General features: G+C 36.8%; 10 protein-coding genes. 9 read left to right on the top strand and 1 reads right to left on the bottom strand.

Annotated features, from left to right (window positions below; translation table 11 throughout):
* The first annotated feature begins 14 nt into the window (after positions 1 to 14).
* The 9 genes from menC to LIT25_27490 all read left to right on the top strand — a co-directional run bounded on the left by menC (position 15) and on the right by LIT25_27490 (position 13153).
* Positions 15 to 1142 carry an o-succinylbenzoate synthase gene (menC, locus tag LIT25_27450; protein ID USK36498.1) on the top strand — a complete coding sequence of 376 codons (1128 nt, stop codon included), beginning with the start codon at positions 15 to 17 and terminating at the stop codon, positions 1140 to 1142.
* Between the two features lie 54 nt (positions 1143 to 1196).
* The gene (locus LIT25_27455) at positions 1197 to 2030 is read left to right on the top strand and encodes a GNAT family N-acetyltransferase (protein USK36499.1); all 834 of its coding nucleotides are present in this window, start codon (positions 1197 to 1199) and stop codon (positions 2028 to 2030) included.
* Positions 2023 to 3186 (top strand): M20 peptidase aminoacylase family protein, encoded by a 1164-nt coding sequence (locus tag LIT25_27460; GenBank protein ID USK36500.1) that lies wholly within the window; start codon positions 2023 to 2025, stop codon positions 3184 to 3186. Before LIT25_27455 ends, LIT25_27460 begins: the two co-directional genes overlap by 8 nt.
* Positions 3187 to 3263: 77 nt before the next feature.
* Entirely contained in the window at positions 3264 to 5369 is a 2106-nt protein-coding gene (locus LIT25_27465) for a S9 family peptidase (protein USK36501.1), read from the top strand.
* A 77-nt stretch (positions 5370 to 5446) separates the two neighbouring features.
* Positions 5447 to 6880 (top strand): beta-lactamase family protein, encoded by a 1434-nt coding sequence (locus LIT25_27470; GenBank protein USK36502.1) that lies wholly within the window; start codon positions 5447 to 5449, stop codon positions 6878 to 6880.
* Between the two features lie 51 nt (positions 6881 to 6931).
* Complete coding sequence (locus LIT25_27475; protein ID USK36503.1) at positions 6932 to 7828, top strand: class A beta-lactamase-related serine hydrolase; 897 nt, start codon at positions 6932 to 6934, stop codon at positions 7826 to 7828.
* Positions 7829 to 8077: 249 nt separating this feature from the next.
* The gene (locus tag LIT25_27480; GenBank protein ID USK36504.1) at positions 8078 to 8944 is read left to right on the top strand and encodes a MurR/RpiR family transcriptional regulator; all 867 of its coding nucleotides are present in this window, start codon (positions 8078 to 8080) and stop codon (positions 8942 to 8944) included.
* A gap of 521 nt (positions 8945 to 9465) precedes the next feature.
* Positions 9466 to 11073 carry a D-aminoacylase gene (locus LIT25_27485; GenBank protein ID USK36505.1) on the top strand — a complete coding sequence of 536 codons (1608 nt, stop codon included), beginning with the start codon at positions 9466 to 9468 and terminating at the stop codon, positions 11071 to 11073.
* A gap of 1258 nt (positions 11074 to 12331) precedes the next feature.
* Positions 12332 to 13153, top strand: coding sequence for a phytoene/squalene synthase family protein (locus tag LIT25_27490; protein USK36506.1), 822 nt, complete (start codon positions 12332 to 12334; stop codon positions 13151 to 13153).
* 571 nt (positions 13154 to 13724) lie between these two features.
* On the opposite strand, the gene LIT25_27495 is transcribed toward LIT25_27490, so the two are convergent.
* On the bottom strand, positions 13725 to 14741 hold the full coding sequence (locus LIT25_27495) for a substrate-binding domain-containing protein (protein USK36507.1): 1017 nt from the start codon (positions 14739 to 14741) through the stop codon (positions 13725 to 13727).
* Between the last annotated feature and the right edge of the window lie 242 nt (positions 14742 to 14983).

Raw genomic sequence — 14983 nt, forward strand, 5'->3', positions numbered from 1 at the left:
AAGGAAGGTCCGGCATGGATATAAATCAAATTTCATTACAACGCATAAAATTACCCTTAAAATCTCCATTTTCAACAAGCTTCGGCAAAGTGACAAAAAAGGATATTATCATTGTTAAGGTATTTAGTGGCGAACAAGTAGGTTTTGCTGAAAGTGTTGCGATGCCGTATCCAATCTACAATGAAGAGACGACCGGCACAGTATGGCACATGCTTGAGACCCATTTAATTCCGCAGCTTTTAGATAAAAGAATTAATAAGCCCCAAGATGTTTCAGAAATGTTTTCGTATATACGTCGGAATAACATGGCAAAAGCAGCGGTTGAAATGGCGGTCTGGGATTTATATAGCAAGCAAAATGGACTGACACTTTCTGCTGCATTGGGCGGCAATCGTAAAGAAATCGAAGTCGGTGTAAGCATCGGAATAGCAGACAGTATCGATAAGCTATTAGAACAAGTAGAGGGCTTTTTAGAAGATGGATATAAAAAGATCAAAGTAAAGGTTAAGCCAGGCTGGGATATAAAACCAATGGAGGCCATTCGTAAAAAATTCGGAGATCAGATTCCGCTTATGGCTGATGCAAACTCTGCTTATTCCCTTAATGACAAGGAGTTGTTAAAGGAATTTGATCAGTTTAATTTAATCATGGTCGAGCAGCCATTAGCCCATGATGACATTTTTGATCATGCTAAACTGCAAGCAGAAATGAAAACACCCATTTGTTTAGATGAAAGCATTCATTCTGTAGAAGACGCTAGAAAAGCCATCGAAATAAATGCCTGCAAAATAATCAATATCAAGATTGGTAGAGTTGGTGGATTAACCGAAGCAAAAAAGATGCACGACTTATGTGAGGAAAAAAATATTCCTGTATGGTGTGGCGGTATGCTTGAAGCAGGGATTGGAAGGTCCCATAACATTGCTATAGCTTCATTAAGCAATTTCTCTATTCCTGGAGACACATCTGCTTCCAGCCGTTATTTCCACGAAGATATTATTTTACCAGAGGTAACTTTATCAAAACCAGGAATAATTAGCGTACCGGAACAGCATGGTATAGGTTTTGATATTAATAATGAGGTTATTAATGAGCTAGTTTTTGATGAAAAAGTATTTAAAAGAGAAGCTATAATTCGTTAAGTATATGCCCCAAGTTTCAATAAATTATTGCAATTAAAGATTGGGGGATTACCAATGGTATTAACACAACAGATCGTTTATAAACAAATAGAAGATTTAAAGGAAATGCAAGATGTAGTTTATTTTCAAGAAGAAATCTGGGGCAATGCTGTAGTCACTCCACTTCCGCAGCTTATAGCTGCTTCTCACCATGGTGGGATAATAATTGGAGCATTTAATGAAGGTGAATTAATTGGCTTTACCTATGGTTTTTCGGGTTATAAAAATGAAGAACATTATTTGATTTCACACATGACGGGTGTCCGTCAAAATTACCAGAATTATGGGATTGGTTTAAATTTAAAGTTAAAACAAAGGGAATTGGCAATTGAATACGGCTATAAAAACATAAAATGGACTTTTGATCCTTTAGAAGCTAGAAATGCATATTTTAACCTCAATAAATTGGGAGCTTACGCAAAGACCTATTTTAATTCTTATTATGGAGAAATGGGTGATAAGCTAAACACTGGCCTACCTTCTGACAGATTTTTAGTAGAATGGGATATTTGTTCCAATCGGGTAACAGAAGCACTTTTTGGACCCCAAAAAGGGTCTTCATTTAAAAATTATCATCCGCTACTCACCTGGAGTGACTTTGGTGACATTCCGTTACCGCTTGATGAAAAACCAATTGAAAATGAAATAGGGTATTTAGTGCCCGTTCCTGCAAACTTTCAAAGCTTGAAACAAGTGGACAATGGAGCTGCAAAAGCCTGGAGATATAAGTTCAGAAATGTAGTATCTAAAGCAATATCAAAAGGTTATAAAGTTACAGGAATCATAAAGAATACAACCAACGTCCATTTTTATATCATTGAAAACAACGTGGAGGCTTTACATGATTGAAAGAATTCAAAATTGGATTGATGAAAATAAAGAATTAATAACCTCGACCTATCATCATTTTCATTCAAATGCTGAGATTAGCTGGAAAGAAGAAAAGACAACTGAGTACATATGCAAACAATTACAGCTCTTGGACATTCCTTTTGAAATATTTGAAGATCATACCGGAGTGATAGGATATTGGGGAAACAGAGAAGAAGGTCCAACAGTTGGAATCAGAGCAGACATTGATGCATTGTGGCAGCTAGTAGATGGCGAGTGGAAAGCCAATCATTCTTGTGGCCATGACGCGCATATGACCATGGTTCTCCATGCCATTTCTTGCTTAAAGGATTTAAACTTTCAACCTAAAGGATTAATAAAAATCATTTTTCAGCCTGCGGAGGAATCCGGTAAAGGTGCAATGAAACTTATTGAAAAAGGAGTAATTGATGATATTGATTATTTGCTGGGAATTCATGTGCGTCCCATTCAGGAATTACAATATGGCCAGGCTTCCCCCGCTATATATCATGGATCGACCACCTTATTACAGGGTAGGATTCACGGAATTCAGGCGCATGGTTCAAGGCCAAATCTTGGTATAAATGTTGTTGACTCATTAGGAGCAATCATCCAGGCTGTTAACTCAGTGAAGAAGGACCCGACCATTTCCGCATCCGCAAAAGTTACGATTGTTCAGGCTGGCGGAAAAAATATCAACATTATTCCGGACTATGCTGAGTTTGGAATCGATGTGAGAGCACAGCACAATGAAGTTATGGATGATCTCTTAAAACAGGTGCACCATGCTGTTGTTTCAGCCGGTTCAGCTAATGGGGCCAAAGTGGAATTGAAACAGGTTGCAACAATGGTTGCTGCCGAATCAAGTCCAAGTTTGGAGGAATTAGTTAAAGAGGCCATTATTGAGGCACTGGGTCAAAATGCTCTTGTTGCTCCTCCAGTGACACCGGGTGGGGAAGATTTTCATTTTTATAAAAATTCTTTTCCTCATTTGAAAGCAACGATGGTGGGACTTGGCTCAGATTTAAAACCCTCATTGCATCATCCAAATATGAGTTTTAACTTAGATTCTTTACAAAATGGCATAAAAGTATTATCTCTTGTCACTCTAAAACTATTAAAAGAGCAAGCAAAAACAAAATTACTAAAGTAATCTCACTACTATTTTTACTACCAAATTTCATAAATCACGTTCCTTGCTTTCTAAATATTTGATAAGGAGACATGAAAATGAGTTTACGTACTACTTTACCAGAAGATATAAATAATTTTCAGTGGCCAAGCAATCCCACGATTTCCCCGGATGGACAAAAAGTGGTTTATGAAAGAACAGTTGCGTGTGTTAAAGATGACAATTATGAAACACATTTGTATTTTACAGATATCCAAGGAAAATCGAGTAGAATTTTGACAACCTATGGTACAAGTAACCTCAATCCAGTCTGGTCACCAGACGGTAAAACAATTGCCTTCATCTCGAACCGTGCTCACGGGAAGCAAGTCTGGCTTTTACCTCTTGACGGTGGCGAGGCACGTTGTTTGACGAGGTTCCGCCATGGAGTTAGTTCTTTTGTTTGGTCGCCTGACGGAAAGACCATATTTTGCATAGTCCCAGTTGCTCAAAATGCAGAAGTGGAAATTTTTGTTGAAAACAAGACGGTAAAAGAGACCAAAGATGAAATAGATCGTGAAACAAAAGAATGGCATGGAGGACCGAAGCGCTACAGTTTGCTTTATTACAAAAACGATGGAAGCGGCTTACAAAAACCACTTAGTCTGCAAATCGTGGCAACTAATGTAAATACGGGAATATGTGAACAGTTAACAAGTGGAATAAATGACGTCTCTGAACCTGTGGTTTCCCCTGATGGAAAGTTTATCGCGTTTAGCTCGAGCAGAGAGGATGAAAATTTTCTGTTTGGGGGACAGATTTACCGCTTAACGGTTTCTAGTGGAAATGTGGAATTGCTGTACGGTGATACCAAAGCCAGCTCGCCATCTTACTCACCTGATGGAAAGTGGCTGGCGTTTTTGAGTACTAAAGTGGACCAAAAGCAATTGTTGGTTATTCCTGCAGATGGTGGAAACACAAGGTGCCTAAGCCAACAATATCCAGATACACTCGTTGATATGATCTTTACGGATATGCGCTACCTTAGATATCCACTGCGTCCTCAGTGGTCAAAAGACAGCAGCTATGTTTATGGTCTAGGCACACGGGAAGGCCGTAATGAAATTGTGAGATTCTCGATTGATGAAAGCGATGAACATGCAGTAGTTGTTATTGGGGGAGACCGGACAATTTTTCATTATGCTTACGATGGAGATGAAACGTTTGCCGTTGCTTACTCGACAGTTAATCATCCGGGAAAAATTGCTTCGATACAAATTGATGAAACAAATACAGTTGAGTGTAAGTTTCGAGATCCGAAGGAAACTTTCTCTAATATCCAACTGCCGCTCTTTCCTGAAACCGAGGTTCGTCTGGATGACTGCAACGACAAGTTGATATCCGAACTCATCGTGGTCGAACCGGAAGTGTTTACTTACAGATCAGAAGATGGTTGGCAAATACAAGGATTCTTGCTGAAGCCGGCTAACTTTGATGCCGAAAAAAAATATCCCGTTCTATTGGATATACATGGCGGCCCGCATTCTGCGTACGGTTTCACTTATTTTCATCAAATGCAGTTGTTCGCTGCGCAGGGATATGCAGTAATTTATACGAATCCTCGAGGCAGTTCGGGATTTGGAGAGGAGTTCACCAATGCAGTACATGGAGATTATGGCGGCAAGGACATGGCCGATATTTTGAATGGATTGCAAGAAGCGCTTCGGCGGTTTGATTACCTTGACGAAAACCGGGTGGCAGTTAACGGAATCAGCTACGGCGGCTTTATGGTGAATTGGCTCGTTACTCGTACAAACCGATTTTTTGCCGCAATTTCTGAAGGTTGTATTTCCAACTGGATTTCTATGTACGGTACAAGCGATATTTCCCCCTATTTTGTTGAACAAGAATTTTTAGGGAAAACAGACTTGGAAACGCTTTGGAAGTTCTCTCCGCTCGCCTATGTGGACAATGTGAAGACACCACTTTTGCTACTCCATAATGAAAATGATTTAAGATGTCCAATGGAGCAGGCTGAACAGTTTTATTCTCATATTAAGCGCCGTGGAGGAGAGGTAGAATTAGTTCGAATTCCTAATGCCAGCCATGGTCTTCTGCAATATGGAAAGCCTGCGTTACGCATTGCTAGATTAAAAACGATAATTGATTTTGTTAACAAACATTTACAAGTAGAAAAACTCGAAACATCAACCCATTATACCTGAAGATTATGACTAACAGATGAAAAAGTTGGGGATTTGTTAGGCCAATGATTAGAAAGCCATATAAAGGAGGAAATGATATGAAAAATGGATTGAGTTTTCAAGCATTTGAGGAGTCTGCTCAAAAATTAGCGCAAAAACACCTGATTCCAGGTACTTCTATAGCAATCGCACAAGAAGGAGAGATAGTTTATTATAAAGGATTTGGTTTCCGTAACGTAGAGGAATCACTTCCTATTTCAGAAGATACCGTTTTTGGTATCGGATCCATTACAAAATCATTTACTTGTGTGGCTATTATGCAGTTGCAAGAAGCTGGAAAATTAAATGTATTGGATCCTGTAATCAAGTACTTGCCAGAATTCAAGGTTAAAAATGAAAAGACGTTAAAAAAGATAAACATACACCATTTTATGACACACTCATCAGGATTACCTCCAATGTCTTCTCTATTCTATGCAATGAAAAGGTCAATGGAAAATGACCCTTCTGTAGATAATTATCCAGGTTTGCAAATAGAGCAAAAAGAGCATGAACCAATCGACACTTATGAACAACTCATGCAATTTATTGCAGAAGAGGAATTTGAATTATTAGGTGAGCCCGGAACACATTTCAGTTATTCCAATGATTCATATGCTTTATTAGGAACAATAGTTGAACGAGTTAGCGGAAAAAGCTATGAGCAGTATGTGTATGATCATATTCTTAACCCTTGTGGTATGAAAAACAGCTTCTTTACGATCGATGAATATGGAGACTACGAAAATATTACAACTTGTTATGCACTAGAAAATTGTGACGGTACGAAGCGTGTTATTACTGCGCCTATTTGGTGGGACTCTCCATCCATGCGGGCAGCAGGCTTTTTGAAATCTACTGCGAAGGACATGTTAAAATATGCAGAAATATTCCGTAATGGCGGGATTGTAAATGATAAAAGAATTCTATCCGAAGAAAGTGTAAATGAAATGATCAAACCCCATATCCAAGCACTGCCAGGACGGTTTTACGGATATGGTTTAATGATTACGCCTAACTATTTTGGAACAATACTAGTAGAACACGGTGGTGGGTTAAAAGCAATCTCTGCCCAATTGAGTATTTTGCCTGAAAAAGGAATTTCCGGTGTTGTCTTAACAAACTTGGCGGGTGTTCCGGCTGCACGGATTATGCAGCTTGCGTTTAACAATTATCAAGGAAGGGAAGTAGATGCAACTCATATTTCTTTTGAAGAATATGATTTATCTACCGAACTTCTTGATCTGTATCAAGGAGAATACCGGTCTAATGAAGGAATGAAAGTAGCCATTGAAATTAAAGATGGAAAACCAATTCTTACTTCTCAAAATGCAGAAATTCCAATCACATTTGTGGAAAAAAATATATTTATTGCTTTTGTAAACGACACTACAGAAATAGCTGAAATCTTAATGGATGAAAATGGTCATCCATACGGCATTTCTTATCATTTTAGACAATTTCCTAAGGTAGCCAGTAAGCAAGTTATTTAACGTATATTTGTTAGGCATAAAAGTAGTAATAAAAACGAAAGGATGTTGACTATGAGTTTACAGGATCGGTTGGAAGAAGTTTTACAGGATACTTCTGGTACCTTTGGAGTTTTTGTGAAACATCTGGAATCCGGAGAGACTGCTGCAATTAATGAAAATCGATTTTTCCAAGCAGCAAGTGTTTTTAAGGTTCCGATTTTGGCCACAATATACCGTGATGCTGAAATAGACAAGGTGAACCTGCAAAAACGTATTCGTTTAGAAGAAAAAGACTTAGTAAATGGATCTGGTATTTTTAGAGAGTTAATCCCTGGTATCGAGGTTACAATTAAAAATTTAGCAACTATGATGATTATTGTAAGCGATAATGTGGGAACTGATAAAGTTCTACAGATTGTCGGTAAAGAAAATGTTAATCAATACATGAAAGAAATAGGTTTGAACAATACCTTCATTCGTTTTAGTTGTTGGGAACTTCTTTGCTCATGTGTTGGACTGCCGCCACAAAGCTTTTCTCATGAAATTTTTAATGAGATTGATCGTCGTTTTAAAGAAGGTGAAATCGATTATAATTCGATCGTTTTTCAGGAAAGCATTGAAAACAATGTTACAACAGCAGCTGATATGGCACTATTGTTAGAATTAATTGCTCGTAAGAAACTTATCTCGGTGAGTGCTTGTGATGATATGTTTGAAATACTTGCCAAACAACAATTTCGAAATAGAATTCCTCACTTATTGCCAGTAAATACAGTTGTTGGCCATAAAACAGGTACCATTGCAAGTGTCGTTAATGACGCAGGAATTGTTAAACTTCCAGATAACAAAGGTACATTTATCATTACTGTTTTTTCTAAAGACAACAAAACGGAAGCAGAAAGCGCAATGAAAATCTCAGAATTATCGAAAGCTACTTTTGAACACTTTCTTAACAAGGTTACGGTGTAATCGGAAGAATGAAATTCTATGAGTTGTTACCCTGATTCTGATTCAAGTCATTTTATATGACTAAATTTCTTTTAATTAATTCAAAAACCGTATATTATGGAGAAGTGCACCTAAAATCCAATATATAGGAAAAATCAGGTTGAACGTTACAGATGTAACGTTCTTTTTTCTCAGGGGTAACTCTGGTTTTATTCGGGTGAAACACATTTAAACAACTCCAAGTTAAGGACATAAGGAAGGAATAGCTCTATGGATAATTTTAAAGAGAGAATTAGAAAGCAATTTAATGAACTAACAAAAAGGCAGAAATTAGTTGCAAAATATATTGTAGACTTTCCTAAAGAGGTTGCTTTTCAAACTGCAAAGCAAGTCGGTACAGCAAGTAAGACTAGTGATACTACAGTGATTCGTTTATCATATGCGTTAGGCTATTCTGGATATAGCGAATTGCAGAAAGAAATTCAATCTTCTTTACTGAAAGACTCAGCACAAAATAGCGGTCCTATTGAAAACTTCCGAACCACTTCCAAATCTTTAAAAGATTTAAACTTGATACAATATGTAATTGAGCAAGATAATGCCTACGTTCGGGCAACCTTAGAACATTTAGATCACTCCCAGTACAAAAAAGCTGTTAACCTATTGATTACTTCAGAAAAGCGTATTGTTATTGGATTCCGTTCATCTTATGGTCCTGCTAACTGGCTAACCTTCAGCCTGAATATTGTAGTTGGAGATACTCTTTTATATAGGGGGGAAATTGAAGATGCCAATTACTTATTATCTCAAATAGATCATAAAACTTTAGTGATTGCAATCTCGTTCCCACGATATATTCAAGAAACTTTTTCTTTTGTAAAAGCCGCCAAGAAAAAAGGAGCAAATGTGTTAGCGATAACAGATGATGAATTTTCGCCAATAGGACCTTTTGCTGATATTTTATTTCAGGTTGTTGCCCCTGCTCCGATTCCCTTAAAAGGGGTAACGCCGACTTTTGCTTTACTTAATTTACTTGTTACCAGTGTCGCAGCATCACAGGATGCTAAAGTTCAAAAGCGAATGGAAGAATATGACCAATCAAGTGAAGAATTTTTTCCTTTTACGAAACGTGATTAATGGGGGAAACCTAAATGGCTATCACTACATTAAAAAGGAAAGATTGATGATTCAATTTTTCCTTTGTTCATAATTTTGCTCAAATCCTAGTATCACCAAGGTTATATGGGCATTATGTCCAAACAGATACTGTCTACATTTTGAGCGTATTGAACTTTATCGTTATCGCAACATAATAGCAATAGCTGTAAACACTGTCGTACCTTTTAGCATTAAAAGTTCTCTTGTTTTACTGCCACAATAATATTTAATCTATTACTCACAAGTTTAAATTATATTAATTGTTTCTTGTGGCCTGTTCAAGTTAAATTTTTATAGAATACGAGAGGTAATATGAGCCGAATCAGGGTTACTTCAAATAATAAATACTTTATTCTTTTTATTTTATTTACTAGTTGGATGGTTGCTTATTTAAATACTAGTTAAATGAGGATAAGGATGCTTTTTTGATATGTATAGCAAAAGAGACTTCTACTAAAAAGGGTAGTTTGAATTCTATTAAAAAACAGGGAGGAATTACAATGTATGATTTTATTATTAGAGGCGGTAAAATCTATGATGGAACTGAAAACCCCTGGACTAAATTGGATTTGGGGATCAAGGATGGGATTATCAGCAAAATCGGTGACCTAAGCCAGGAACAGGCAGAAGCCGAAATTGATGCCAATGGATTAGCGGTTTCACCGGGATTTATTGATACTCATGTTCATTCGGATTTACTTTGTACCAAACCTGATATACATCATATTAAAGTTTTACAAGGTGTCACGACGGAGTTATTTGGTCAGGATGGCATATCTGTTGCTCCCGTATCAGAGCAAACGAAGCCGTTATGGCAAAAACAATTAAAAGGACTAAACGGAGATATTGGCGATTGGCCTTGGAATACAATTGATGAATACCTTAAGTTTCTTGAAAATTCCAACATTGCAGGCAATGCTACTTACCTTGTTCCCCACGGTGCTGTTCGAACACTTGTGATGGGATTTGACGGTCGTAAGGCCACGCAGGAAGAAATGAAACAAATGCAGTTTCTAGTGGAAGAAGGAATGATACAAGGTGCTGTTGGGGTGTCATCTGGCTTAGTTTATCCTCCCAATGTTTTCTCAAATAAGGAAGAGTTAATTGCATTATGTAAAGGTGCTGCTAAATATGACGGCTGTTTTGTTGTTCATATTCGAAACGAAAGCAACCATTCATTGGAAGCCCTGGATGAAGTAATCGACGTCGCGCGGCAATCAGGTGTACGCCTACATGTGTCTCATTTTAAGGTAGCCGGTAAAATCAATCGTGATAAATTTGAGATTGCCCTTGAAAAAATGGACGCGGGCCGAAGAGAAGGTATCGAAATAACATTTGACCAATATCCGTATACTGCAGGCTCAACCGTTTTTCATGCGATTTTACCCCCTTGGATGCATTCCGGTGGCACATCAGAGCTGCTTAAGAAGCTAGAAGAGCCGGTCAATCGAGAAAAAATCAAGGAAGAGTTTAAGAGTAATGAAAACTACGAGAATTGGGTTCTTACTTGTGGTTGGGAAAATATCACTTTAACCTCCGTTTCAACAGAGCAAAACCGCTGGGTCGAGGGAAAAAATCTGATTGAAATCGCAAAAAGAAGAGGAGTTGATCCTTCTGATGCTGCACTTGATTTACTATTAGAGGAAAATGCCGGTATTACCATGGTTGTTCATTGGGGCGACGAGGAAGATGTAATCCATGGAATGAGACATCCACTTCAAATCGTGGGATCCGACGGTATTTTTGGAGGGAAACCACATCCTAGATTATATGGTACTTATCCTCGAGTACTTGGTCGTTACGTTAGAGAAAAGAATGCACTTTCCCTTGAACAGGCAATCCGTAAAATGACCGGTGCTCCTGCGCAATTGTTGCGTCTAAAAGACAGAGGCCTTATTCGGGAAGGTTACGCAGCAGATATCGTGATCTTCAACCCAAAAACGATAGCAGACCAATCAACATATGAAAGCCCATTGGAAGAACCTACTGGAATTTCCTATGTTCTAGTGAATGGCAAATTGACTGTAAAAGAAGGCAAATATATCGGTACAACTGCTGGAAAAGTGTTACGACGGGAAAAAAGCTATGCTTGCAAGGTTCACATTTAATGTTATAGAAGAATATGATTAGTTGACTAAAAAATTGGTTTAGGGAGAAGAGGTTATCGCATCTCTCCCCAAATGGTTGCCGCCAATCGTAACGGTGGTGTGGTCATTGGTGCCTTAAATAATGAAACCACAAAACAACTTATAGGCTTTTGTTATGGATTTTCTTGATTTATCAGCCTAAGAAAACGCACTATTTATGCTCTCATATGACGCTAATCTATCTTATTACCATAACCAGGGAATAGGGAAGTTTTAAAATTCAAACAACAAGACTAGGCTCTATTATGGTTATGAAAATATAGTTTGGACCTTCCTCACACAAATTAGTGCAGCCTTTTCTTATGGCTACTTGTAACTGGAGTATTCTGAAAAAAGGAGTCATTTTCACTAAAACTGAAAAGATATGTTCTTGTAAAAAGGTTAAATTAAAATGGAACTACTTAAATAAAGGTACACATGATGAAGAAAGAGAATCTGAATTCGACCCAATTGTTGTAAAGGAAATATTTACATTGTTAGAATTGATGATTTAATAATGGACAGAGTTTTAAATTAACTTGGCATGAATCTAACAAAATAGATATTTTGTTAGATTCGTAAAATCACTGGAAAATGACTGTAACCCTTGTGATTCAAGGGTTATTTTCTTTTTATGGGAACTCTTTCAGACTGACTAAAACCTTATTATCTTCTAAATTTGCAGGTATGGTCCAGCAATTGAGAATCATCTCTCAGTTTTCAGCAAATTATTAGAATATGGATTTCCTCAAGTGTTAAATTCACACATGTTTAATGAAAAAGTGGTAAATAATATCCAAAGTATCCTAAAGAAGTCTTCTTTCAAAATTTTCGAATCTATAGCATTAGACTAAAACTGGTTTTTCTATTTCAAAATATACAATATTATATATGTTTATTTTGTTGTTGTAACATATGTCAATATATACAAAAGAGTATAATATAGCTATTACCTGATTCCATTTTTAAATGTGGATTAACATAAAGATTTTCAAAAACGCCATTCGTGTTATTCAATTAAGGGGCCAGATTTAGATCCTCATCAGACTTTTTTTATGGTATGTGAGAGTTTTTTTCGTAAAAACATGTTAGACTTTTTATGAAGAAACTACAATTCTTGCTAATACAGCCATTTCCAACTTTCAGCAGTAATTTAGTGAATCTTTCCCAACACTATTTGCAAACAATCATTGAAATTAAGGGAAATAAGGCTTAAGACAAAAAAGGAGATAATACAAAGATGAGTGAAGCAATTAATTTACATAGAGACGCGAGAGACATGTTAAAGGCAACAAGCCGGACCTTCTTTATCCCTATCAGTCTTCTATCGCCAGGATTAAGAGAAACTGTTACATCCGCCTACTTATGCATGAGAGCTATTGACGAGATTGAAGATCATCCTCAACTCGATTTCGAAACCAAAAGTAATCTATTACGTTCAATCAGTCAACTCTTGCAAAAACCCTTTAATAACAACGAGTTAATGGATATTTTTCATCCGTACAACTCCCTTCTTCCGGATGTTACCTTACGTCTTGGTGATTGGATCAAGCTTTGTCCACCGACAATTGTAGAGAACGTTTTGCATGCAACATCCACTATGGCGAAAGGGATGGGGGACTGGGTTTTAAAAGAGTGGCGGATTAAGAATGAAGAGGATTTGAATCAATACACATTCTACGTGGCTGGTTTGGTTGGAGTCATGCTCTCAGATATTTGGAAGTGGTATGATGCTACTGAAACAGATGAGTCTCTAGCCATAGCCTTTGGCCGTGGCTTACAGTCCGTCAATATTCTTCGTAATCGTGCAGAGGATTTAGAGAGAGGTGTAGATTTCTTTCCCGATGGGTGGGAGTTAGAAGATATGTTTATGTACGCCCGACGTAATCTAGCTCTTGCTGACGTTTACTTGGAGAATATTAAACCTGGTCCAATCCTTAATTTTTGCAAAATCCCGATAGCACTTGCTCATGGTACGCTTGACGCTTTAACAGAGGGAAAGGAAAAAATGAGTAGAACTACCGTAACTGAAATTGTGAGTCAAGTAGTAAGCAAACAATAATATTCCATGAACTAAGGGGCATGGCATAGTTTGTGTTGATTATGCTGTTCCATCTTCGATACTCTAAACAAAAACGATTAGACGTATTGATTCTTATATACAAAAAAACCTCCCGTTATTGCTACGGGAGGCGATTGTCAATGAAGAGGAATTTGAGGGAGCAATAATGGATATTGCTATAAATCTTGTATATCTTAAGAAAATTGCTTAACTATACACAAAAACATAGGTACAAATACTTTCATAAGTACTTGTGCATTTTTTTTGCTTTTTTAGTGATTAATAATCGACATATATCTATACCTATTATCCGTTTTAGAGACAAGGACAATTACTGCAAGGCTACAGGAAAAAAGCCTACTTAAACTAACAGAAGAAGAACTCGATAATTTTAGAATTGAATAAATAAGAAAAGAGCAGATCTTGAACTGCTACCCGAATAATGGACACTTAATAAAAAGTGCCCATTATTCGGGTTTTTCTATGTTTTTTTCCATAATCAAGTCAAACTCTCCGATGAGGATTTAGTATATAGAAAAAAGTAAACATAACTTTTTTCTAATTTCAATTTTTATCGTTTTTCCGAAGTAGACTCTCTAATAATTAACTTCGTTGGTAACAGGATCTCCTGAATCGGCTCTTCTTTGTTTTCCATTCTCCAACAAAGCTGTTCCACTGCCTTTTTACCATAATAACTTAAATCAATATCCATTGTTGTAATCTTTGGGGTTAAAATTTGTGATAATTGTCCATTGTCAAAGCTGCATATAGATACATTCTCAGGTACTTTGAAACCTCTTTGCTGTAAAACGGATGAAACGAGGAAACCATGACCATCATTCACACAAAACCATGCTGAAGGCTGGTCTTGAAGGTTATCGAGGAATAAACTGATTTCAGCTTGATTTTCCTGTGTGTTTGTTAACATAAAGTTTTCATTAGGCTTTATCCCATATCTATTTAAAGCAAGTAAGTATCCTTCTAATCTTTCTTGATAGCTTGGAGAAATGTCAACATTGCCTACAAACGCTATATCACGATGTCCTAATTGGATTAAATGTTCTACAGCCATAAACGCCCCAAAGCGGTTATTTGTTAAAATTGAATCGGCCTGCAGATATGGTGAGTGATGATCAATTAAAACAGTAGGGATGCCTGTACTAATAATTTTTGAAATATATTCTGTACTAATATGAGATAAAATTAAAATTCCATCAATTTCATGGCTCGATAACACAGAAGGTAAAGTTAGATTCTTTTTTGATTCGCTATCAATCGGTTCAATAAACAAATTCATGCCACGAGCCCGAACTTCTTTTTCACTACTTAAATAAATTTCACCAAAAAAGCTTTTAAGTGAAAAAGCATAATCAGAAGCGATTAACGCGATATTTCTGGTCATCTTTTTATCCGCTAGTTTTTGTTTTCGGCTATTTGAATAGTCATAACCTAATTCATTTGCTGTATCTTGTACAAGCCTTCTTGTCACTTCGCTAACTCCGGGTTTTCCAGTTAAAGCTTGGGAAACAGAGTTTTTCGAGATATTTAGGTGATCCGCTATATCCTGCATCGTCACTTTTTTTTTCATATATATTAACGTTCTCCTTTGATCTAAGTTCGTACTTATTAAGTTTGTAATTTCATTGTAACGTTACAGGATAGAAAATACAATAGCGTCATTTCAATATATAACGGAAAAACTTTATAATTTTGTCGAAACAGTAATTGACATTACCAAAACTAGGTGTAATAATTATTTTGCAAGGTTAATAATAACGTTATTTAACAATTATTATTTGTTTTTGTAATTATATCTATCTTTGTGGAGAG

The organism is Bacillus sp. F19 (assembly GCA_023823795.1).
Taxonomy (GTDB): Bacteria; Bacillota; Bacilli; order Bacillales; family Bacillaceae; genus Bacillus_P.

Coding starts and splice junctions, on each gene's coding strand:
- menC (USK36498.1), top strand. CDS start 15: ATGGATATAAATCAAATTTCATTACAACGCATAAAATTACCCTTAAAA.
- LIT25_27455 (USK36499.1), top strand. CDS start 1,197: ATGGTATTAACACAACAGATCGTTTATAAACAAATAGAAGATTTAAAG.
- LIT25_27460 (USK36500.1), top strand. CDS start 2,023: ATGATTGAAAGAATTCAAAATTGGATTGATGAAAATAAAGAATTAATA.
- LIT25_27465 (USK36501.1), top strand. CDS start 3,264: ATGAGTTTACGTACTACTTTACCAGAAGATATAAATAATTTTCAGTGG.
- LIT25_27470 (USK36502.1), top strand. CDS start 5,447: ATGAAAAATGGATTGAGTTTTCAAGCATTTGAGGAGTCTGCTCAAAAA.
- LIT25_27475 (USK36503.1), top strand. CDS start 6,932: ATGAGTTTACAGGATCGGTTGGAAGAAGTTTTACAGGATACTTCTGGT.
- LIT25_27480 (USK36504.1), top strand. CDS start 8,078: ATGGATAATTTTAAAGAGAGAATTAGAAAGCAATTTAATGAACTAACA.
- LIT25_27485 (USK36505.1), top strand. CDS start 9,466: ATGTATGATTTTATTATTAGAGGCGGTAAAATCTATGATGGAACTGAA.
- LIT25_27490 (USK36506.1), top strand. CDS start 12,332: ATGAGTGAAGCAATTAATTTACATAGAGACGCGAGAGACATGTTAAAG.
- LIT25_27495 (USK36507.1), bottom strand. CDS start 14,741: ATGAAAAAAAAAGTGACGATGCAGGATATAGCGGATCACCTAAATATC.